Origin of the sequence: Sinosporangium album (assembly GCF_900100605.1) — a bacterium.
Lineage (GTDB): Bacteria > Actinomycetota > Actinomycetes > Streptosporangiales > Streptosporangiaceae > Sinosporangium > Sinosporangium album.
Genome location: NZ_FNCN01000011.1, coordinates 1 through 20,965 on the forward strand (window position 1 = coordinate 1; position 20,965 = coordinate 20,965).

Annotated in this window: 23 protein-coding genes and 1 pseudogene; 17 read left to right on the forward strand and 7 right to left on the reverse strand. The window is 70.7% G+C overall.

Translation table 11 applies throughout. The features are described 5' to 3' along the window. The first annotated feature begins 441 nt into the window (after positions 1–441). The 5 genes from BLQ73_RS31285 (at position 442) to BLQ73_RS31290 (ending at position 3,603) form a co-directional block, all read left to right on the forward strand. Entirely contained in the window at positions 442–540 is a 99-nt protein-coding gene (locus BLQ73_RS31285; RefSeq protein ID WP_143020245.1) for a SapB/AmfS family lantipeptide, read from the forward strand. 66 nt (positions 541–606) lie between these two features. Then, positions 607–1,149 carry a hypothetical protein gene (locus BLQ73_RS13250; protein ID WP_093170745.1) on the forward strand — a complete coding sequence of 181 codons (543 nt, stop codon included), beginning with the start codon at positions 607–609 and terminating at the stop codon, positions 1,147–1,149. A 15-nt stretch (positions 1,150–1,164) separates the two neighbouring features. Beyond that, on the forward strand, positions 1,165–2,433 hold the full coding sequence (locus tag BLQ73_RS13255; RefSeq protein ID WP_093170746.1) for an activator-dependent family glycosyltransferase: 1,269 nt from the start codon (positions 1,165–1,167) through the stop codon (positions 2,431–2,433). A 15-nt stretch (positions 2,434–2,448) separates the two neighbouring features. Beyond that, positions 2,449–3,234, forward strand: coding sequence for a TylF/MycF family methyltransferase (locus tag BLQ73_RS13260; protein WP_245691054.1), 786 nt, complete (start codon positions 2,449–2,451; stop codon positions 3,232–3,234). A gap of 270 nt (positions 3,235–3,504) precedes the next feature. After that, entirely contained in the window at positions 3,505–3,603 is a 99-nt protein-coding gene (locus BLQ73_RS31290; protein ID WP_143020246.1) for a SapB/AmfS family lantipeptide, read from the forward strand. Positions 3,604–3,665: 62 nt separating this feature from the next. Here the strand turns inward: BLQ73_RS31290 and BLQ73_RS13265 are convergent, their stop codons facing one another. Together BLQ73_RS13265 and BLQ73_RS13270 are read right to left on the reverse strand one after the other, a co-directional pair. Then, positions 3,666–4,568 (reverse strand): DUF4429 domain-containing protein, encoded by a 903-nt coding sequence (locus BLQ73_RS13265; RefSeq protein ID WP_093170747.1) that lies wholly within the window; start codon positions 4,566–4,568, stop codon positions 3,666–3,668. Between the two features lie 9 nt (positions 4,569–4,577). Beyond that, positions 4,578–5,246: a helix-turn-helix transcriptional regulator gene (locus BLQ73_RS13270; RefSeq protein WP_093170748.1), complete on the reverse strand. Its 669-nt coding sequence runs from the start codon at positions 5,244–5,246 to the stop codon at positions 4,578–4,580. A gap of 69 nt (positions 5,247–5,315) precedes the next feature. Between BLQ73_RS13270 and BLQ73_RS13275 the strand changes: the two genes are divergently transcribed. Together BLQ73_RS13275 and BLQ73_RS35250 are read left to right on the forward strand one after the other, a co-directional pair. Then, positions 5,316–5,873, forward strand: coding sequence for a GNAT family N-acetyltransferase (locus BLQ73_RS13275; protein WP_093170749.1), 558 nt, complete (start codon positions 5,316–5,318; stop codon positions 5,871–5,873). 10 nt (positions 5,874–5,883) lie between these two features. Continuing rightward, positions 5,884–6,204, forward strand: a pseudogene (locus BLQ73_RS35250) (class III lanthionine synthetase LanKC N-terminal domain-containing protein); the annotation flags it as partial. Between the two features lie 107 nt (positions 6,205–6,311). Here BLQ73_RS35250 and BLQ73_RS13285 read toward each other — a convergent pair. Continuing rightward, entirely contained in the window at positions 6,312–7,640 is a 1,329-nt protein-coding gene (locus tag BLQ73_RS13285) for an activator-dependent family glycosyltransferase (RefSeq protein WP_093170750.1), read from the reverse strand. A 154-nt stretch (positions 7,641–7,794) separates the two neighbouring features. Between BLQ73_RS13285 and rfbA the strand changes: the two genes are divergently transcribed. The 9 genes from rfbA (at position 7,795) to BLQ73_RS13330 (ending at position 17,383) form a co-directional block, all read left to right on the forward strand. Continuing rightward, complete coding sequence (gene rfbA / locus BLQ73_RS13290) at positions 7,795–8,682, forward strand: glucose-1-phosphate thymidylyltransferase RfbA (RefSeq protein ID WP_093170918.1); 888 nt, start codon at positions 7,795–7,797, stop codon at positions 8,680–8,682. Positions 8,683–8,688: 6 nt separating this feature from the next. Then, positions 8,689–9,711 (forward strand): dTDP-glucose 4,6-dehydratase, encoded by a 1,023-nt coding sequence (gene rfbB, locus BLQ73_RS13295; protein ID WP_093170751.1) that lies wholly within the window; start codon positions 8,689–8,691, stop codon positions 9,709–9,711. A 2-nt stretch (positions 9,712–9,713) separates the two neighbouring features. Continuing rightward, complete coding sequence (locus BLQ73_RS13300) at positions 9,714–10,991, forward strand: class I adenylate-forming enzyme family protein (protein ID WP_093170752.1); 1,278 nt, start codon at positions 9,714–9,716, stop codon at positions 10,989–10,991. After that, entirely contained in the window at positions 10,988–12,526 is a 1,539-nt protein-coding gene (locus BLQ73_RS13305; RefSeq protein WP_245691055.1) for an aromatic amino acid ammonia-lyase, read from the forward strand. Before BLQ73_RS13300 ends, BLQ73_RS13305 begins: the two co-directional genes overlap by 4 nt. After that, complete coding sequence (locus BLQ73_RS13310; protein WP_176955418.1) at positions 12,523–13,365, forward strand: SAM-dependent methyltransferase; 843 nt, start codon at positions 12,523–12,525, stop codon at positions 13,363–13,365. The genes BLQ73_RS13305 and BLQ73_RS13310 overlap by 4 nt, the downstream gene beginning before the upstream one ends. 110 nt (positions 13,366–13,475) lie before the next feature. Continuing rightward, entirely contained in the window at positions 13,476–14,501 is a 1,026-nt protein-coding gene (locus BLQ73_RS13315) for a ketoacyl-ACP synthase III family protein (RefSeq protein WP_093170754.1), read from the forward strand. 1 nt (position 14,502) lies between these two features. Next, the gene (locus tag BLQ73_RS13320) at positions 14,503–15,657 is read left to right on the forward strand and encodes an acyl-CoA dehydrogenase family protein (protein ID WP_093170755.1); all 1,155 of its coding nucleotides are present in this window, start codon (positions 14,503–14,505) and stop codon (positions 15,655–15,657) included. Next, the gene (locus BLQ73_RS13325; RefSeq protein WP_093170756.1) at positions 15,654–17,114 is read left to right on the forward strand and encodes an amino acid adenylation domain-containing protein; all 1,461 of its coding nucleotides are present in this window, start codon (positions 15,654–15,656) and stop codon (positions 17,112–17,114) included. Before BLQ73_RS13320 ends, BLQ73_RS13325 begins: the two co-directional genes overlap by 4 nt. Then, positions 17,111–17,383 (forward strand): phosphopantetheine-binding protein, encoded by a 273-nt coding sequence (locus BLQ73_RS13330; protein WP_093170757.1) that lies wholly within the window; start codon positions 17,111–17,113, stop codon positions 17,381–17,383. The genes BLQ73_RS13325 and BLQ73_RS13330 overlap by 4 nt, the downstream gene beginning before the upstream one ends. 99 nt (positions 17,384–17,482) lie before the next feature. On the opposite strand, the gene BLQ73_RS13335 is transcribed toward BLQ73_RS13330, so the two are convergent. Both BLQ73_RS13335 and BLQ73_RS13340 read right to left on the reverse strand, forming a co-directional pair. Next, positions 17,483–18,469 carry an aldo/keto reductase gene (locus tag BLQ73_RS13335; protein WP_093170758.1) on the reverse strand — a complete coding sequence of 329 codons (987 nt, stop codon included), beginning with the start codon at positions 18,467–18,469 and terminating at the stop codon, positions 17,483–17,485. Positions 18,470–18,582: 113 nt separating this feature from the next. Further along, positions 18,583–19,065: an NUDIX domain-containing protein gene (locus BLQ73_RS13340; protein WP_245691056.1), complete on the reverse strand. Its 483-nt coding sequence runs from the start codon at positions 19,063–19,065 to the stop codon at positions 18,583–18,585. Between the two features lie 123 nt (positions 19,066–19,188). Between BLQ73_RS13340 and fabG the strand changes: the two genes are divergently transcribed. Then, a complete protein-coding gene (fabG, locus tag BLQ73_RS13345) occupies positions 19,189–19,917 on the forward strand; it encodes a 3-oxoacyl-ACP reductase FabG (protein ID WP_093170760.1) in 729 nt (242 codons plus the stop codon). A 30-nt stretch (positions 19,918–19,947) separates the two neighbouring features. Here the strand turns inward: fabG and BLQ73_RS13350 are convergent, their stop codons facing one another. Both BLQ73_RS13350 and BLQ73_RS13355 read right to left on the reverse strand, forming a co-directional pair. Further along, on the reverse strand, positions 19,948–20,274 hold the full coding sequence (locus BLQ73_RS13350) for a hypothetical protein (RefSeq protein WP_093170761.1): 327 nt from the start codon (positions 20,272–20,274) through the stop codon (positions 19,948–19,950). A gap of 49 nt (positions 20,275–20,323) precedes the next feature. Next, positions 20,324–20,722: a GntR family transcriptional regulator gene (locus BLQ73_RS13355; protein ID WP_245691057.1), complete on the reverse strand. Its 399-nt coding sequence runs from the start codon at positions 20,720–20,722 to the stop codon at positions 20,324–20,326. Positions 20,723–20,965 lie beyond the last annotated feature (243 nt).

Below are 20,965 nucleotides of genomic sequence, written 5' to 3' on the forward strand. Positions count from 1 at the left end.
CCTTCACCAGAGCCCGCCGCGCCAGGCACTTGAACGCGATCCCCCGCTCCACACAGAAACCCCACACCACCTCCCGCACCCGATCGAAACCCTCCTCGGCCGTCCGTTGTCCCGCCGGCGGGACCTTGCGCCCGGACCGGCGGCGTCTGGTTTATGAATGGCTTTTCGACGGTACGGCGGCGAGATAATCTACTGCCGCGTCGCATGCACCGGACATCACCGCACGCACGCCCGCGACCGCGCTCCGCGGATAAGCGGCCGAGCCGGGTGAGGGCCTTTCCCACGACACACATACGCAGGCGGCACAGGGTGAACAGCCTATTTAAGCAGGCATGAACATATCCCTCCCCCGGCCCTGTCCCGCCGACGGGACCTTGCACGTAGACCGGCGCACGCCTAGCTTAAGGATCGTTTTTCAACGGCATGGAAAGGAGGGAATTCATGGCCGCATCCGACGTGCTGGCTCTCCAAGGAATCGAGATCCAGATCGAGCACGAGACTCTGGCCAACAGCGGCGTCAGCTACGCCACGTGTAGCTGAGTCCGGCCTGTGTAGGGGTCCGCCCTCGGGCTCCCACACCCGGGGCACATATATGGAAGGCGAGCCGTGATCTTCCCGTATACCGAGACGCACAAGGCGGCCCTGCGCCTCAGCCATTCCATGGACGGTCCGGCCGTCCATGAATTCCTGCAGAAAGAAGAAATGTCCGGGCTGGACAGCCTCGATGTGTTCACCTCGACGTGGCCGCGGAGCCGCGACGAGGTGGCCGCGCAGTTCTCGGTCGAGGAACTCGGCACGGGGAGGCTCGCCGGTTTCACCTCGCTGCACCGGCTCAGCCCGCACAGCCGCTATGTGCAGGGGTGCCTGGCCCTGCCCGGCGGCGACGCCGTCGCGGCCGAGGCCGCCGCGCTGACCGTCAACTACGCCTTCGCCATGTGGAACATCAGGAAGGTGCATTTCTGGACGGTGGCGGAAGGGCTTCCCGGCCTCGCCGCCACGCCGGTGACCGTGCTGTGTGAGGCGACCCTGCCGGAGTACGTCTACGACCGCGGAACACTCCTCGACATCAACATCTTCGCGGTCTACCGCGACGAGTGGGAGCGCCACGGGGTGCCTTACGTCACCGCGCTCCTCCAGGAATCCGCATAGCCCGGAGGTATGGCAGTGCGCGTGTTGATCGCCACGCAGGCGGAACGGACCCACTTCCTGGGCATGGTGCCGCTGGCCTGGGCGCTGCGCACGGCCGGCCACGACGTGGTGGTGGCGAGCCAGCCGGAGTTGACGGAGGTGGTCGGCGGCGCGGGGCTGACGTTCGTCCCGGTCGGCACGGACCACAGGTTCCGGCATGTGATCAAACGGGGGGCGGCGGCGCCGGAGCCCGATTTCGACATGACGGGTCTCCGGCCGGACCGGGTCACCTGGGAATACCTCCGCGACGGCTACCGCCAGATCGTGCCCTGGTGGTGGCGGATGGTGAACGAGCCGATGCTCGGCGACCTGATCGCGTTGTGCCGCGGCTGGCGGCCCGATCTGGTGATCTGGGAGCCGACGACCTTCGCCGGCGCGATCGCGGCCGAGGCGTCGGGCGCCGTACACGCCCGGTTCCTGTGGAGCGTGGATCTCTTCGCCGGAATGCGCGGACACTACCTGAGGCTGATGCATGAGCAGCCCGCCGGACGGCGTGAGGACCCGCTGGCCGACTGGATCGGCACGAGGGTGGCGGCGTTCGGCGGTGAGTTCTCGGAGACGCTGACGCGGGGACATTTCACGATCGACTACATGCCGGACTCACTCCGTCTGGATGTGCCGTTGCGGTACGCGGCGATGTGTTACGTGCCCTACAACGGGCGGGCCGTCGTGCCGGAGTGGCTGCGCCGCCCGTCGCAGCGGCCCCGGGTCTGCCTCACGCTCGGGACCACGGCACACGAGCGGTTCGGCAGATACGCGGTGTCGGTGCCGGACCTGATCGAGGCCGTGGGCGATGTCGACGCCGAGGTGGTGGTGACGCTGCCGCGTGCGCAGCAGGAGAGCCTGCCGCGTGTGCCGGACAACATCAGACTGGTGGACTTCGCCCCGCTCCACGCCGTGCTGCCGACGTGTGCGGCGATCGTCAACCAGGGCGGGCCGGGGACCGTCTTCACGACCTTGTCGTACGGCGTGCCGCAACTCATCCTGCCGAATCCGCACATGTTCGATGCTCCGCTTCTGGCCAGGCGGGTCGCGGAGCAGGGGGCCGGCCTCACCGTCGCCAGCGCCGACGTGACCCCCGAGGTGGTGCGGGAGGGGCTGCTCACGGTCCTCGCCGATCCGGGATTCCGGCGTCACACCAACCGGATCCGGGATGAGATGCGCGGACTGCCGACGCCGAACGCCTTGGTGCCCGAAATCGAAGGGCTCGCCGCGCATTACCGCCGGCCCGTGGTTACGCAATGAAATGGGGTGGGCCTCGTGTCAGAAGTCGCTCGGGACCTCTATCTCGACCTGATGAAGAAAGCAGTGGCGAACACGATCTACCAGGACCCCGATATCTGGTTCGGCGACTCGTGGGATGAGATGCGGTCGGGTGTCCGGGAGGATCGCGCGTTCGACGCGAAACGCAGGGAATACGGCATGGACGTGCCGAGGACCGCGCACACCATGGTCGGCCTGAAGCGCTTGGACAACATCCGTGAGTGCGTCACCGGCGTGCTGGAGGACGACGTGCCCGGCGACCTTGTCGAGACCGGTGTCTGGCGCGGCGGCGCGAGCATTTTCATGCGCGCGATCCTCAAGGCGTATGAGGTGAAGGACAGGACCGTCTGGGTGGCCGACTCCTTCGAGGGCCTTCCGGTGGCGGACACGGAGAAGTATCCGGCCGACCGCTGGGCCCCGCTCCACCTCATGAACGACCTGCTCACCGCCTCCGCCGACACGGTGCGCGAGAACTTCAAGGCGTACGGCCTGCTCGACGGCCAGGTCCGGTTCCTGGAGGGCTGGTTCCGCGACACGCTGCCGGACGCGCCGATCGAGCGCCTTGCCGTACTCCGCATGGACGGGGACCTTTACGAGTCGACCATGGACGCCCTCACTCACCTCTATCCGAAGCTGTCGCCCGGCGGATACGTGATCGTCGACGATTACAGCGCCCTGGTGTCGTGCCGACTCGCCGTCACCCATTACCGGGAAAAGCACGGCATCGGCGATCCGATTCATACCGTCGACCGCTCCGGCGTTTATTGGCAAAAGAGCGGCTGACCTGAGCGGCCTTTTGCAGCGGACCGCTCCGACGGCCCGCGGCAAACCATGCCCGGATATCGCCGGATGGCCGTTTTAGGACATCAGGTTGCCCGCCTTCGGAACAGACATTTAGCGTGAATATCACCTGGTACGGACCGTCTGCGTATTCCAGAATCGCACTGCGGCTTCACAGGGAATTCATTGCCGACCGCAATGGAATCCCCGGCGGGGCCGCGAGGCCTGCCGAGGGTTTTATCGCCGCGACGACGGAAAGGAGAGGAGGTTCCCATGGTTCTGTCCGACGTTCTCGCCCTGCAGGACATCGACGTTGCTCCCGAGCACGAGGTTCTGCCGCACAGCGGGCTCAGCATCGCGACGTGCAGCTAAGCCCCACGGTGTGGGGGCCCTTCCGGGCCCCCACACCCTTTGTCCGCCATCCGGACCGCCCGCTACTCGGAACCGTCGGCCATGCGTCGCAGGAGAACCTGCTTGGCGAGGGTGAATTCCTCGTCGGTGAGCGTCCCTTCGCGATGCAGTTCCCCCAGTTCGCGCAGACGCCGCAGCATCACGTCGGGATCGGCGCCGGCACCGCCAGGATTGACGGCACCGCCGGCACCGCCCGGGGTCAGCGCGGGCTGGGAGGGATTGAACGGATGCGGCAGACGGGCCGCCACCGCAGCCGCCACGAGCACCGTTGTCCCACCTTCACGTTCGATGCCCCACTTGCTCCAACGCAGGCAGGCGAGCTCCTGATTCGAGGGAGCACCGACATGACCGCTTTTCAGAAGAAAGCAGAGCCTCCCGTCCTCACCTCCGGCGAGCGGCACCCATTCCACACCCGCCACGGCGCCCACGGGGATCCTCTGCGGACCGGCCGCCTTCTTGGGCTCGATCGCGGTCCAATTCCATTCGAAGTTGATCAGCTCTCCGTCGAACGACACCGTCCCGTCCCCCACCGAAGCGGAGGCGGGAACCTGGGGGCCCGGCAGGAGATAGCGGTCCGCAGGCCCTTCCGGGACCTGCTCGATCAGCAGCGCATGCCGTACTTCATCGACGAAGTATTCGGCCACCCCCGTGCGTTCGGGGTCGGGTGCCAACTGATAGGGGTCGGCGTCGCCCAACCGCCCGGCGGCCACCTGAAGCAGCGGGTCTGCGCCCTCACGCAGCCTCAGCCGCAGAGCACCGCCCTTGCGGCCCGGCTCGTAGGCGACGCCCGCGACAGCGGGCAGGGGAATCGACACCTCGCCCAGTGCCCTGCGCAGCTTGGGCACGTGCCTTTTGCGGTTGGGGACCACGCGAATGCGTTCGCCGTCGAAAGTCCAGATTCCATCTCGTCCGATCACCTCGGCCATGGCGTGAGTTTATTGGCGCGGCGCGCTCTCGGGGCACATGTCCTGATCGTGGTGGTGCCGGGTCCCGCCGGCGGGACAGGGAAGCCACCCGAGCTGGTGAGCACGCACGGCGAGTTCGAACCTGCTGGCGGCGCCGGCCGCCTGCATCAGCCCGCTGATCTGACGGCGGACCGTGCGCTCGGCGATGCTCAGCCGCGCCGCGATGGCCGCATCGGTCAGCCCCCCGGCCAGAAGGTGCAGGATCACCGGCCCACGCCCCTCGACCACCGGCGCCGGGCACGCCACATCCCACAGATGGTCCGCCATCGAGGCCAGCGTCGCCACGTGAGGGGCGTTCGCCGTCAGGAACACGCGAGTGCCGCCCTCTCCATACGGCAGGCGCACCACGGCCGCCCGCCCGTCCACGATGGCCGCCGACAGCGGCACCGCGCCCAGCACACGTACCTGCGGACCCGCCGCGACCTCGTTGTCGAACGGGGCGGGCGTTCGTACGATGCGCACCAAGCCGATGTGGGGCAGGTCCGCCAGAGAATCGGCAACCGTACGGCCGAGCGGATCGTCGCCCAGAACGGCCACGAGTTCTTCGACGCCGCGTTCGGCGAGCAGGTGCACCACGGCCCGCAATCTGTTCTCCGGAATGGGCCGTTCGGGCTTCAAATGTGCCGCAACCTTGTGCATATTCAGTCATATTGACATAGAAAAATATCTACGGAATCCCCGAGGGAACCTTTTTCGGGAAAGGCGGTAATGGTGCTGATCGCTCACCTGGAGACGAGGCAAGTCGCATTGCAGCCGGCGGAGGCGGCCGACGGCCTTTCCTTCTATCAACTGCTATTGCGCCTCGGACTGCACAGTCTTCCGTCGATGGAATCGTTTCTCAAAAGCTTCGAAGAGCGGCCCGAGACGCTGGCCGCGGTCTTCGCCATCCGCCTGCGGGAGAACGGCGAACTCCTCGGATTCGGCTCGCTCCAGGAACGCGACCGCGCCGGCCACATTCAAGTGGGCCTGTTCATGGAAACAGAACGCGTCCGGCGGGGTGTGGGTGCCGAGGCGATGATGCTGCTGGTGAATTACGCGTTCGCGGTGTGGCCGGAGTTGCGGAAGGTGTATTTCCTGACGACGGACGCGAGTCTGCCGAGGTTCGGTTCGGCGTTGCTGGCGACGCCTCGGGAGGCGTCGCTTCCTGCGCATGTGTTCTTCCGGGGGCGGTTGTGGGATCTGCATTTCTATGCGGTGGGTCGTGGTGAGTGGGAGCGGGTGGGGGCTCGTCTTCTGGGGCGGCTTGCGGGGGTGGCGGGTGTTTGAGCGGGTGGAGATGCACACGTTCGCCGATCCGGTGTTCTTCGAGGATCCGGCGCGGTGGGTGTCGGGTCGGGGTTTCGTGGCGGACGGGGCGCGGGAGCCGGTGGTGCCGGCGGGGTGGCGGCGGGTGGTGCGGGGGATCTGGTGCGTGGTGGTGCCGGAGGGGGCGGTGCTGGCGGAGCAGGGGTGGAAGGTGCATGTGTCGTGCACGGTGGAGGGTTTCGATCGGGTGCGGGAGGTGGTGTGGGGTTTCTGTGTGGAGCGGGGGATCGCGTTCAAGTGCCTGGCGCGGCGGGCTCTGGTGAAGGTGGTGAATGCGAAGTACGCGCCTCGGGGGTCGAGTGCTCTGAGCGTTCCCCGCACTCTGAGCGCGTTCCCCGGATCGCGAAGAAGGCCAGGAACCGCCCGCCCCCGGACGAGCGCGGGAGGCGGGCGGCCGGGTCAGGGCCGGTATTCGGCGACGAGCCGTTCGATCTCGGCGACGACGCCGTTCGGGGTGGGCATGGCCGCCATTTCCTCGCGGAGCTGCCCGGCGCCTTTGGCGTACGCGGGGTCGTCGAGGAGGCGCAGGAGGTTCTCGCGGACATGGTCGCCGGTGGCGTCGCGGCAGGGGAGGGCGAGGCCGGCGCCGAGGTCGGCGATGCGTTCGGCGGTCAGCGGCTCGTCGAACATCTGCGGGTGGGGGACGACGAGCTGCGGCACGCCGTAGCCCGCGGCGGTGAGGGCCGCGCCGGCGCCGCCGTGGTTGATCAGCGCGGAGCAGGTGGGCATGAGCGCGTGCAGGGGTGCCCCGTTCATGACGCGCACGTTGTCGGGCACGTGCCCGAGTTTCTCCTGCTCGGCGGGCGGCATGGAGGCGACGATCTCTAGGTCGAGGTCGGCGAGGGAGTCGAGGATCTCCCGCACCGGGACGGCGCTGCGGCCGAAGCGCTCGGTGAGGGTGGTCTCGACGGTGAGGCAGACGCGCCGCCGTTCGGCGTCGCCGCGGAGCCAGTGGGGGACGACGGCGCGCCCGCTGTAGGGGATGTGCCGTACGGGCACGTGGTGCAGGTCGGCCCCGGTGTCGATGCGCAGCGAGGCGGGGAACGGGTCGACGGTGAAGTGTCCCGTGGTCATCTCCTCGGAGAACGCGCCGCCGAGGGGGCGCATGCGCGCGTCGAGCCATTCGGCCAGGATGTCCTGGCGGCTGTCGGCGGGCCGCTGCGAAAGCAGGCGCAGGAAGCGTGCGCGCATCCGGCCCAGTAGGTCGTGGCTCCAGAGGAACCGGGCGTGGGCCGCGCCCACCGCCGCGGCGGCGATCGGCGCCGCGTAGGTGGTGGGTTCCCAGATGACGAGGTCGGGCCTCCACTGCCGGCAGAGCGCGGTCAGGTCGTCGATCATCGGCTCGTTGACGACCTTCCACCACCACGGGACGAACTGGCTGTAGCCCGTGGTCAGGTAGTCCCAGGTGAAGCGTTCGAGGTCGCGTTCGGCGAGGTCGAACCCGGGTTCCGCTTCGAGTACGGCGGTGCCGTCCAGGGTGGTGCCGTCCAGGGTGGTGCCGTCCGGGGTGGTGCCGTCCGAGGTGGTGCCGTTCGGCGCCATGAGCCGCCCGAGCATGTGGTCTTTGCCGACGGGGACCACCGTGAGGCCGGTGTCGGCGATGACGTCGACGAGCGCGGGCTGGCTGGCCGCCCGCACCTCGTGGCCGCCGGTCCGCAGCGCCCACGCCAGCGGAACCATGCTGAGGAAGTGGTTCTTCTCCGCATAAGAAGCGAACAGAATGCGCACGCCATGCCCTTTCTTGGAAGTGCGGACGGTTGGGAGGTTAACCAGCGCCGAAAGGACTTCCAACCCCTACGCAGGGGTCGCTAGGGGTTGAAAGGGAAGTGCTTGCCGATCATACGATTCGCTTGGGAAAAAGCCGTTTAAGCGGGGAGTGATCGTGAAGGGAATCGTCCTGGCAGGGGGTAGCGGCACCCGATTGCACCCCATTACGCTGTCCACCTCGAAACAGCTTCTGCCGGTCTACGACAAGCCGATGATATATTACCCGTTCGCCGTGCTCATGATGGCGGAGATCAGGGATGTCCTTATTATTTCCACGCCCGATGTCCTGCCCGCGATTCAAGCGCTTTTCGGTGACGGGTCGCAATTCGGCGTGAGCGTCGACTACGCCGCCCAGACCGAGCCGCGCGGAATAGCCGACGCCTTTCTGGTCGGCGAGAGGCATGTCCGGGGCCGGCCGTGCGCCCTCGTGCTCGGCGACAACATCTTCCACGGTCCCGGCTTCGGCGATCTGCTGACGACGGCGCGCAAGGAACTCGATGGATGCGCGCTGTTCGGCCGCAGGACCGATGAGCCGAGCCGGTTCGCGATCGCCGGACTCGACGCCGGGGGAACGCTGACCTCGATCGAGGAGAAACCGGCCGCGCCCCTTTCCGACTGGGCGGTGACCGGGCTCTACTTCTATGACGAGAACGTCGTGGAAATCGCCAAGTCGATCAGCCCGTCCGCCCGCGGAGAACTTGAGATAACCGACGTGAACAGGGTCTACCTCGGTGAGGGGACGGCCCGGATGGTGCGTTTGGACGAGCGCTTCGCCTGGCTCGACGCGGGCACCAGCGAATCACTGCTCGAAGCAGGCCGGTTCGTCAGGTCGGTCCACCGCGAACAGGGCGTGCGCATTGCCTGTCTGGAAGAGATAGCACTGCACATGGGATTCATCGACGCCGACCATTGCCACCGGCTGGGATTCGATATGCGGAATTCGGAGTACGGCCGCTACGTCATGGACGCGGCCCGGCGGTGGGACGACTCGCGACAAGGGTGAACGCGGATGCGCATGTTGGTCACCGGAGGTGCCGGGTTCATCGGCTCCAACCTCATCAGGCAGACGCTCGCCGGCGTCTACCCCTGGCTCGCCGACCACGAGATCGTGGTGCTCGACAAGCTGACCTACGCCGGCACCAGGGAGAGCCTGCTGCCGGTCGCGGGCGATCCTCGGCTGACGTTCGTCCACGGCGACATCTGCGACATCGACCTCGTGGCCGAGGTGATGACCGGCGTCTCCCTCGTCGTGCACTGCGCCGCCGAGAGCCACGTCGACCGTTCCATCGCCGGCGCCGACGACTTCGTCAGGACCAACATCACGGGCACCCACGTCCTCATCGAGGCCGCCCGCCGGGCCGGGGTGGACAAGTTCGTGCTGGTCTCGACCGACGAGGTGTACGGCACGACCGACGAGGGCACTTGGACCGAGGACGCCCCGCTCCGCCCGAACTCGCCGTATGCCGCGTCCAAGGCCGCGGCCGACCTCCTGGCCCGGGCGTTCCACCAGACCCACGGCTTCCCCGTCACGGTGACCCGGTGCTCCAACAACTACGGCCCCTACCAGTTTCCCGAGAAGCTGATCCCACTGTTCGCCACCAACCTGCTCGACGGTGAACCGGTGCCGCTGTACGGCGACGGCGGCCACGTGCGGGAATGGATCCACGTGGACGATCACTGCCGGGGCATCGCGCTGGTCGCCGACCGGGGAAGGCCGGGCGAGGTCTACCACTTCGGCGGCACGGACGGCCTGACCAACCTCACGGTGACCGAGGCCGTCTTGAAGGCGCTGGGCGCGGACTGGTCCATGGTGGACTTCGTCGCCGACCGCAAGGGGCACGACCGCCGCTATTCGGTCGACTGCGGCAAGGCGAGGACCGAGCTGGGCTTCCGGCCCACCATCGGCTTCTCCCAGGGCCTGATCGACACCGTCAAGTGGTACGCCGACAACCGGGCCTGGTGGGAGCCCCTGAAGAAACGCGAGCGGTCCCGCCGGCGAGACAGCGCACAAGTGCCGACCTTGAGAGGTTAGCCGTGACCTTCACCGAACTCGATCCCGACGATCTACTCGCCTCCGGGCTGACCGCCCCGGAGCTCGCCGATCACCCCTGGTCGGTGCGCTGGGACCAGGCGGGCGGGCTGGACATCGGCGCGCTTCCGCCGTACCTCGACCTGCAGACGTCGGGCAGCACCGGCGCGCCGCGGCGGTGGCGGCGCACCAGGGAGCAGCTCTGGGCCGAGGCGGCCATGCTGGCCGGGCTGCTCGCCGACGAGCGCCCGGAGGCGGTGCTGACGTTCGCGCCGCCGCGCCACTTGTACGGCGCGCTGGTGAGCGTGCTTGTGCCCGCCTACATGCGGCTTCCCGTCTGGTACCACCCGCAGCGCGGCGGGCTGCCCCCCGCGGAGCTGGCCCGCCGCTGGGCGGTCATGGCCATCCCGATGGCCTTCCCGCTGCTGCTGCGCCGCGCCGCATGGGTGAGCGCCGCCGACCGGCTCGTGATCGTGCACAGTACGGCGACGCTGCCGTCGGCGGCGGCCGAGCTGCTGGACCTGGCGGGGGAGGGGCGCGCGACGATCACGGAGATCTTCGGCTCGACGGAGACCGGCGGCGTCGCCACCCGGACGTGGGAGCCCGGCAATCCGCCGTGGCGCCTGTTCGACGACGTGGAGTTCGCGGCCCGGGCCGCCGACTCGGCCGCCGACGCCGATAACGCCGACGCCGACGACTCCCACGGCGCCGACGACTCCCACGGCGCGGACGGGGCCGGCGGCGCGGACGGGGCCGGCGGCGCGGACGGGGCCGACGACACCGACGACGCAGACGGGGCCGACGGCGCGGCCGACACGGACGAACGGCGAACGCCGGGCGAGGAGGTCCCGCTGACGATCACCAGCCCGAGGCTGGCCGCCCCGGAGGGCGGCCCGGCGCCCGCCGCGCGGCGGATGGACGACCACGTGACAATCCTGGACGGGCGCACCTTCGCGTTCGCGGGCCGCCGCCACCGCCTGGTCAAGGTGAACGGCCGCCGCATCGACCTCGACGAGCTCGAACGCACCCTGCGCACCTTCGTCCCCGCGGCCGACCTGGCGTGTGTGCCGGTGGTCGACGCCGCGACCGGCGAACACTTCGACCTGCTTCTCGTCCCCCGGCCGGGAGCGTCCTCCGTACGGCTCGACCTGCGCGAGGTGATCGCCCGCATCGGGCTGCGCCCGCGCAGGGTGGGGCTGGTCGCGAGGATCGAACGGTCGGACACCGGCAAACTGCGCCGCCTCCAGCAGCCGTTCACCGCGGGCGTGGGAGCGGACGCGTGACCGCCCTGACCGAACGGCAGGAGCTCCAGCGCCTCGCCGACCTCGTGCGCGCCGCCGCGTTCGGGGCCGTCCTGCGGCCCTGCGGCCCCGAGGAGGCCGCGGCCATGCGCGTGAGCGCCGCCGGTCTCGCCGAGGCGCTCGCCGCCAAGGACCCCGTGTACGGGGTCACCCAGGGGTTCGGCCCGCTGGTCGTGTACGAGGCCGCCGACTCCCCGGTGGAGCAGGGCGGCGGCCTCATCTCCCACCTCGGCTCCGGCCAGGGGCGGCCGCTGCCTCCCGAGGCGTCCAGGCTGGCCGTGTGGCTGAGGCTGAACAGCATGCGCCTCGGCTACTCGGCCGTGTCGCCGGAGTTCTGGCAGGGGCTGGCCGACCTGTGGAACCGGGGCTTCACCCCCGTCATCCCGCGCGACGGCACCGTCAGCGCCAGCGGCGACCTGCAGCCGCTCGCGCACGCCGCCCTCTCCCACGCGGGCACGGGCGAGGCGTGGACACGCGACCGGGCCGGCCGGTGGGGCCGCGTCCCCGCGGCGGAGGCGCTCGCGGCGATCGGCGCGAGCCCCGTCGAATGGTCGGCGCGGGAGGCGCTGGCCTTCGTGAACGGCACCAGCGTAGGCCTGGCCGTCAGCGTGCTCAACCATCAGGAGGTGCTGCGCCTGGCCCGCGCAGTGGCGATGCTCACCGGCCGCGTCGTGCGCCTGCTCGGAGCCAGCCCCGAGGCCTACCACACGGGGGTGGCGCGGGCGCGCGGCCAGGCCGGGCAGTTCACCGCGGCCCGATGGGTGCGCGACGAGCTGCCCGCCGGCCATGCGCGGGAACCGTCCCGCCCCCTCCAGGAGCCCTACAGCCTGCGCTGCGTCCCCCAGGTGGTGGGCGCCGTGCTCGACCAGCTCGCCGCCGCCGAGGCCATCCTGCTGACCGAGGCGGCCGGCTGCACCGACAACCCCGTGTACGTCGACGGGAAGATCCTGCACGGCGGCAACTTCCACGCCATGCCGGTCGGGCTCTGCTCCGACCAGCTCGGGCTCTGCCTGCAGCAGCTCGCCTACCTGGCGGACCGGCAGCTCGCGCTGATCTGCGCACCGTCCGGTAACGGCGGCCTGCCCCCCATGCTGACGCCCAGGCCCGGCGGCGGCAGCGGCCTGGCGGGCGTGCAGATCAGCTCGACCTCGTTCGTGTCGCGCATCAGGCAGCTCGTCTACCCTTCCTCGCTCACCGCGCTGCCCACCAACGGCGGCAACCAGGACCACGTGCCGATGGCGCTGAACGGCGCCAACGCCGTCGCCGACGCGCTGGAGCCGGCCTGGCTCGTCGTGGGCTCCCTCGCCGTCGGCGTCGCCCAGCTCACCGCGCTGTCGGCCGACCGCCCTCGGCCGGAGCCCGGCGGCGTGTGGGCCGACCTGGCCGAGATCTCCCCGCCCCTTGAGGCCGACCGTCCGCTCGCGCCCGAGGTGCGGGCGGCGAGCGCGCTGTGCGCGCGCGCCGCGGCGGACCTCCTCGGCGAGGAGGACGGCTCGCCGGGGGGAGGCGGCCGGTGAGGTACGACGACATCGACAGCGAGGCCGTCTGGAACCGGCTCGGCGACGACCATCCGGTGCTCGGCCCGGTGTCGGAGGACTCCGTCGACCGCCTACTGCGCCGCGCCCGGCTCAAGCCGGGCGCGCGGGTGCTGGACCTCGGCTGCGGGCTCGGCGCGTGGGTGCTGCGCGCCCTTGAGCTGCACCCCGACGCCGTCGGCCACGGCGTGGACGTGTCCGCGCCGCACATCGCGGAAGCCCAGGACCGGGCCAAGGATCGCGGGCTCGACGCCAGGGCCGCGTTCCAGGCGGCCGACGCCCGCGCGTTCACCTCGCGGCAGCCGTACGACCTGGTGATGTGCGTCGGCCTGTCCGACGCGTTCGGCGGGCTGCGCCGCAACCTCGACCATCTGCGTCCGCTCGTCGCCCCCGGCGGCGTGGCCCTGGTCGGCGAGCCGTTCTGGGAACGCGAACCGGACGAGCGGGCGCTCGCGGCGCTCGGCGTGGAGGCGTCCACGCACACCGGCCTGGCCGGGACGGTGGACCGGTTCGCCGCGGCCGGGTGGGCGCCCGTCCACGCGCACATCAGCAGCGCCGCCGAGTGGGACGACTTCCAGTGGGCGTGCGTGGGCGCCCTCGCCCGCTGGGGCCTGGACGCCGCCGCGCCCTCCGCACCGGCCGGGGTCGGCAGCCGCGACATCCTGCGGACCGCCCGCGACGGGCAGGAGATCTTGCGCTATATGGCCGACTACCGCGACACGTGGCTGCGCGCGTGGCGCGGGACCCTCGGCTTCGCGACGTTCCTGCTCCGCCCGGTCCCGCCGTGGGCGGCCTTCCTGCGCCTGCCCCGGCAGGTGTAGGCGGCCACGTGCGGCCACGTGCGGCCACGTGCGGCCACGTGCGGGCGCGGTGCGGGCGCCGCGCACGACTGTCACATCCGGATCGGCACCAGAGGGGAGAGCTCACACCTGTGCGTACTCCAGATCTCTTCATCGGCGGCCTCGGCGTCCACCTCCCGGAGGTGGTGAGCGTGCGGTCGGCGATCGAGCAGGGGCTCTGCACCCCCGAACAGGCGGCGGTGCACGGCATGACCTCGGCGGCGGTGGCGGGGGACCTCCCCGCGCCGGAGATGGCGCTGCGGGCCGCCCGGGACGCGGTCGAGCAGTGCCCGGCCGACCTCGGCCTGCTGCTGTACGCCGACACCTGGCACCAGGGGCCCGAGGCGTGGTTCCCGCACTACTACCTGCAGCGCCACCTGGTGGGCGACGTGTTGGCGGCGGAGGTACGGCAGGGCTGCAACGGCCTGTTCTGCTCCCTGGAGCTGGCCGCCGCCTACCTGCGCGCGACACCGTCCACGTCGGCCGCCATGCTGGCCGCCGCCGACAACTACGGCACCCCGCACATCGACCGGTGGCGTTCCGGCCCGTTCATCCTGGGGGACGGCGCCTGCGCGATGGTGCTCACCAAGGACACCGGGTTCGCCCAGGTGCTGTCGGTCGGGTCGGCCGCCATCCCCGAGCTGGAGGAGCAGCACCGCTGCGGCGAGCCGCTCTTCCCGCCCGGCGCCACGACCGGGGCCATGGTGGACTTCACCGCCCGGGACGAGGCGTTCGTGCGCCTGTCCGCCGAGCGGAGCGACCTGCGGCTCGCCTGGATCGTCGCGCACAAGAAGATGATGCAGCTGGTGAGCCGGGTTCTGGCGGAGGCGGGCATCACCGCGGCCGACCTGACCAGGGCCGCCTTCACCAACCTCGCCCCCGAGTCCATCGAGCACCGCTGGATGGAGGTGCTGAGGATGCCGATGGACAGATCCACCTGGGACTACGGCAAGACGGTCGGACACACCGGCGCCGGCGACCCGTTCATCGCCCTGCACCACCTGCTCGCGACCGGCGAACTCAAGGCCGGAGACCACGTGATCATGGGCGGCGTCGGCTCCGGGCTCACCGTGTCCTGCGCCGTAGTGAAGATCCTCGAACGGCCTGACTGGGACTGATATGGACTTCGAACCGACACCGGAGCAGCGCAAGCGCATCGCCGAGATGCGTGAGAGGGCGAGCGAGCGTTTCGCCGTACCCGCCGCAGGCCGGGCCTCCTGGACGGCCGCCGCCGAGCTCGGCGTCACCGGCCTGTGCCTGCCGCCTGAGCACGGCGGCGGCGGACTCGGCGCGCTGGACACCGCGCTCTGCCTGGAGGCGTTCGGGTACGGCTGCGCCTCCGCCGGCCACGCCTTCGCCTTCGCCGCCCACCTGCTCGCCTGCGGGGTGACGATCCGCGACCACGCCCAGCCGGAGGCCAGGGACGGCCTGCTGACCGGTCTCGCCTCGGCGGAGCTGATCGCGGCCAACGCGATGACGGAGGACGGCGCGGGCTCCGACGTGAGCAGACCCGCCGCCACCGCGGTCCGCGACGGAGACCACTACGTGCTCGACGGGGTGAAGTCCTTCGTCAGCAACGCCCCCCAGGCCGACATCTTCGTGACGTACGCGACCACGGACCCGGCGGCCGGCTACCTCGGCGTGACCGCGTTCGCCGTACCGAGGGACACACCGGGCCTGACGGTCGGCGAGCCGATGGCGAAGATGGGCCTCGACGGCTGCCAGGCGGCCCGCGTCGAGTTCGCCGGATGCCGGGTGCCGGCCGGGCTGCGGCTCGGCCAGGAGGGGCGCGGCGGCGCGATCTTCCGCGAGTCCATGGCCTGGGAGCGGGCCTGCCTGCCCGCCCTCTACCTCGGCCGGATGGACCGGCAGCTGCGCCTGTGCGTGGAGCACGCCAGGGAACGCCGCCAGTTCGGCCGGCCCATCGGCGACTTCCAGGCGGTCTCGCACCGGCTGGCCGAGATGGCGCAGCGTCTGGAGGCGGCGCGGCTGCTCCTCTACCGGGCCTGCGCGAAGCTGGACGGCGGCACCGGCATCGGCACCGGCACCGGCGACCAGGCGGCGGCCGTCGCGATGGCCATCGCGATGAGCAAGACCGCCGTCTCGGAGGCGGCGGTCGCCAACGGCCTGGCCGCGGTCCAGATCTTCGGTGGCAGCGGTTATCTGACCGTCACCGGCATCGAGGCGGGCGTCCGCGACGCGGTCGGGAGCACGATCTTCTCCGGCACCACCGAGATCCAGAAGGAGATCGTGGCGAGAGGGCTCGGCCTGTGAGCCTGCACGACTACGTCGTCGAGACGGCCGCCCGCCATCCCGAGCGGCCCGCCGTACGCTGGGTCGGCGGCGTGCTGCGGTACGGCGAGCTGAACGCCCGGGCCGACGCCCTGGCCCGCGCGCTCGCCGCCCACGGGGTGGGCCGCGGCGACCGCGTGCCGATCTGGAGCGCCAAGTCGCCGCGCACGGTGGTCGCCATGCAGGCCGTGCTCCGGCTCGGAGCGGTCTACGTGCCCGTCGCCTCCACCACCCCCGCCGCCCGGCTCGCCGTCGTCGCCGCCGACTGCGGCGCCGCGGCCGTGTGCACGACCCCGTCCGGAGTCGAACGGCTCGCCGGGATCCTGGCCCCCGGCACCGCGCTCGTCGACATGGGACAGGACCTCCGCCCCGCCGAGCCCGTGTACACGGCCGTCGCCCCCGGCGAACCGGCCTACATCCTCTACACCTCCGGCTCCACCGGGAGGCCGAAGGGCGTGTGCGTCGGCCACGGCAACGCCCGCGCCTTCGTCGACTGGGCCGTCGCCGAACTCGCGGTGACCCCGCGGGACCGGCTCGCCAACCACGCCCCGCTCACGTTCGACCTGTCGGTGCTGGACCTCTACGCGGCCTTCGCCGCCGGCGCGAGTGTCCACCTGGTGCCGCCGGAGCTGGCCTATACCCCGGTACGGCTGGCGCGGCTCGTCCGGGACGAGGGCATCACCATCTGGTACTCCGTACCGTCGGCGCTCACCCTCATGATCCGCGACGGCGGCCTGCTCGACGAGCCCGCGCCTCCTGCGCTGCGCGCCGTGCTGTTCGCCGGGGAGCCGTTCGCCGTCGAGCACGTACGGCGGCTCGCGGCCTGGACCGGCGCCCGGCTGCTCAACCTGTACGGCCCGACCGAGACCAACGTCTGCACCTTCCACGAGGTGCGGCCCGAGGACCTGCGGCGCGACCAGCCCGTCCCCATCGGCCGCGCGAGCTGCGGCGACACCGTGTGGGCCGTCCGCCGCGACGGCGGCGTGGCCGCCCCCGGCGACGAAGGCGTGCTGCACGTGGACGGTCCCACGGTGATGCTCGGCTACTGGGGCCGCGAACCGCAGACCGGCCCCTACCGGACGGGCGACGTGGTCAGGGTGCGGGACGACGGCGCGTTCGACTTCCTCGGCCGCGACGACGACCTCGTGAAGGTGCGCGGCCACCGGGTCGAACCCGCGGAGGTCGAGGCGGTGCTCACCGCCCACCCGGACGTCGGCGAGGCGGCGGTGGTGGTCAGGGGAGAGGGAGCGGACGCGGCCCTCGTCGCCTTCGTCGTCGCCGGCCCCGGCGGGCCGCCCGGGGTGCTGGCGCTCAAACGGCACACGGCCGAGCGGCTCCCGCCGTACATGATCCCCGAACAGATCCGATTCACGACCGTCCTGCCGCGGACCGCCAACGGCAAGACCGACCGGGCAGGGCTGAAGGAGAGAGCGCAATGAGCAAAGACCTGTCGCAGGAGAAGGTCGTCGAGGGGCTCACCGGGTTCGTCCGGGAGAGGTTCCTGTCGGGCGACGGGACCGGCTTCGACGAGCACACCCCTCTCCTCGCCTGGGGGATCCTCACCTCGCTCAACTCGGCGATCCTGCTCAACCACATCGCGCGGGAGTACGGCGTCGCCGTGCCCATGGAGCGGGTCGACGAGGTGTCCTTCAGGGACGTCCGCAGCATCGCCGCCATGATCTGCGAATCGGCGGAGACGACCGCCTGACCCGAGGCCCCCTGAACCCGGCCCTGACCCGCGACCCGGCCCCCGGCCCTGAACCCGGCCCTGACCCGCGGCCCCCTGAACCCGGTCCCGGCCCGCGCCCTACCAGGCCCACGCCTCGGGCGCGGGCCCGCCGTTGCCGACCGGCGGGAACATCTTGTCCAGCTCGCGCAGCACCTCCTCGCCCGGTTCCGTGCCGAGTGCCCTCACCGCCCCCGCAAGGTGCTCCGGCAGCCGCGGCCCGATCACCACCGACGTCACCCCCGGCCGCCGCAGCACCCATGCGAGCGCCAGCTCCGCCGGGTCGAACCCCTGGTCGCGGCAGAACTTCTCGTAGCGCACGATGGTCTCCCGGTGCGAGTCGAGCGCCGCCATCGCCCGCCCCTCGGCCGACTTCACCGCCACCCTCTCGTCGAGCTTGCGCAACGCGCCGCCGAGCAGGCCGCCGTGCAGCGGCGACCACGCCAGCACACCGATCCCCAGCTCCACGGCGGCCGGTATCAACTCAAGCTCCACATAGCGGGTCACCAGGTTGTAGACACACTGCTCCGACACCAGCCCCAGGAAGTGGCGCCGGTCCGCCGCCGCCTGCGCCATAGCCAGATGCCACCCGGCGAAGTTGGACGAGCCGACATAACGCACCTTCCCCTGCCGCACGAGGGACTCCATGGCCTGCCACACCTCCTCCCACGGCGCCGCCCTGTCCACGTGGTGCATCTGGAAGAGGTCGATCCAGTCGGTGCGCAGCCGCCGCAAGGAGTCCTCACAGGAGGCGATGATGTGCCTGGCCGACAGCCCGCGGTCGTTCGGCCAGTCGCTCATCGGATTGAACACCTTGGTCGCCAGCACCACCTTCTCGCGGCGACCCCCGCCTTTCGCGAACCACTGGCCGATGATTTCCTCGGTCAGTCCGCGGTGCACCTGCCAGCCGTAATGATTGGCCGTGTCGAAGAAGTTGACGCCATGCGCCAGGGATTCATCCATGAGATGGAACGCCTCGTCCAGCGTCGTCCTGACCCTGAAATTCAGGGTGCCGAGGCAGAGCCGGCTGACTTCCAGCGCCGTACGGCCGAGCCGTGTGTATTCCATTTCCTCACCCCTGTCTGCAGAACAACCGTTCCCAGATTCCGGTCCGTTTCGGATCCCCGCCCCGAGAATGCGGCGGAATGCGATTTCCCGCATACGATCAGCAGAGTGCCCGGCTACGGCAGGGCGGGGCCGAGCAGCAGCATCGCGTAGGCCGCGATCGAGCTCGAGTCGGTGACCTGCTCGCCGCGGACCATCGCCTCGAACTCGGCGCGCGACACCCGGCTCTGGCGCATGTCCTGCTCGGTGTGCTCGCGCGCGGACTCGCCCGCGGTCAGGTCCGTGGCCAGGAAGACGTGCAGGCGCTGCGTGCTCGTGCCGTGCGCGTCGTCGATCAGCCCGAGCGGCCGCACGCGGCCGGCCCGCAGCCCGGTCTCCTCGGCGAGCTCCCGGCGCGCCTCGGCCTCGCGCGTCGCCTCGGGGGCCGACCCCTGCGGAAAACTCCACGAGCGGCGGCCCAAGGGATATCTGAACTCCTCCACCAGATGGAAATGCGTGCCGTCCCACGGCACCACGAGAACGCTGTCGGGCCGGTGCACCACCCCGTATATTCCGCGAGATCCGTCGGGCCGTTCGATCTCGTCCTCGCGCACGGTCATCCAAGGATTCTCGTAGACGATCGTACTGGAAATCCGGAGAATCACGGACTTTTGAATCCCGGTCATTTCTCATATCCTCCTTGAAAGCGAGACTATAGGCAATGCGGCTGAGGAGGACAGGGCGTGACCGCTGTGGTGACCGGAGCTTCCCGCGGAATCGGCCGCGCCGTCGCGGTGAAACTCGCCGCGGAGGGATACAACGTGGCGGGCTGCTACACCGCCGAAAGCCGGGCGGCGCGCGAGGCCCGCGACGAGGTGGCCGCCCACGGCGTCGCCGCCCACTTCGCCGCCGCCGACGTCCGCGACCCGGCCGCGGTGGCGGCCTTCGTGCGCGACGCCGAGGCGCAGCTCGGCCCGATCACCGCCCTCGTCACCTGCGCCGGCCTCACCGCCCACCGCCCCGCCGTCCTGACCTCGACGGACGACTGGCAGGCCATGCTCGACGCCAACCTCACCGGCACGTGGAACGCCTGCCGGGCCGTCGCCGTACGCCTGGCCAGACGGCACGCGGGCGGCATCGTCACCCTGTCCTCCCTCGCCGGCCTGTACGGCGCCGCCGGCCAGGCCGGCTACGCCGCCGCCAAGGCCGGGGTCATCGGCCTCACCAAGACCCTGGCCAAGGAGCTGGCCGCCTTCGGCATCCGGGTCAACGCGGTGGCGCCCGGCTTCGTGGAGACCGACATGACGGCGGGCATGACGGACGGCGACCGGTCCGAAGTGATCGGGCGTATACCGCTCCGCCGTTTCGCCACGCCCGGCGAGGTCGCCGAGTCGGTCGCGTTCCTGCTGTCGGAGCGCTCCGCCTACCTCACCGGGCAGGTGCTGCGGGTGGACGGGGGACTGTCACTCTGACGCGGCCCCGCCGGCGCTCCGGGCGCCGGGTCAGCCGAGCAGGACAGTGAGCGAGATCGTCGTCGTCGCCGCGGCGAGCGCCGCGCCGGCCGCGATCCGCCGCCCGAGGGACCCGGCGGGCCGGAGATAGGTGAGCAGGCCCATCAGCAGCCACGCCCCCGTCCCGAGCCCGAAGATCTCGCGCACGGTCGGCCAGAGCGGAGCCGCATCGTCGGCGCGTCCGTTGGTGAAGTGCACGGCGAGCGGCTCTGGACACCGCTCCTGAAACGCGAACGGGACGGCGACGCCGGCGGCGAGCAGACCGAAAGGGACGGCGAGAGTGACCAGCAGAGAGCGTCGACTGGACCGTACGTGCACCGCCTTGACCGCTTACGCCCCCGACGGACGCGCAGCGGGCTGCGGTCACCTAGTCACAAATCCTGCCATAGCCCACAAGCTGGTCGGCCGTCAGCCCCACGCGCCTGGCCTCCGCCACGACGGCGTTGACGGCGCGGGTCAGACGCGGGTCGTCGCCGACCCGGGGCCGGAAGACGACCACCGTGCCCCGGCCGCGGCGCACCTCCACTACGCCCTCGTCGCGGAGGAGCGCATAAGCGCGCAGCACCGTGTGGAGATTGACGCCGAGACTGGCGGCCAGGTCGCGCGCGGGCGGCAGGTGGTCGCCGGGCTGCAAGGTGCCGAGAGAGAGCTCACGCCGCAGCCCTTCGGCGATCTGGTCGAAGAGCGGCAGGGGGGAACTGAGGTCGATGCTCAGGCGCATGGGCGGCTCCACCTCTGGGCCGGTGGCGGCCTGCCTTGGGGTCACGATCGGAGCGTGGTGACCAGCTCTTTACACATAATTCTAGAATTTTTAGCATAAGGCTGAATGCCTGGACACACTCAGCGGCGCCGTACACACCCGCAACCCGGCGCCCGACCCCGTCCTCTGCGGACCGCTCGCGCTGTCCCGGCAGAAACCGCTGCCGTGGGCTGGGCCCGTGCGGCGCCGCGGCCGTCCATGCCCGTCTCCGCGGTGCGCGTGGACATCGCGTGCTAGCCCGGCTCGGCA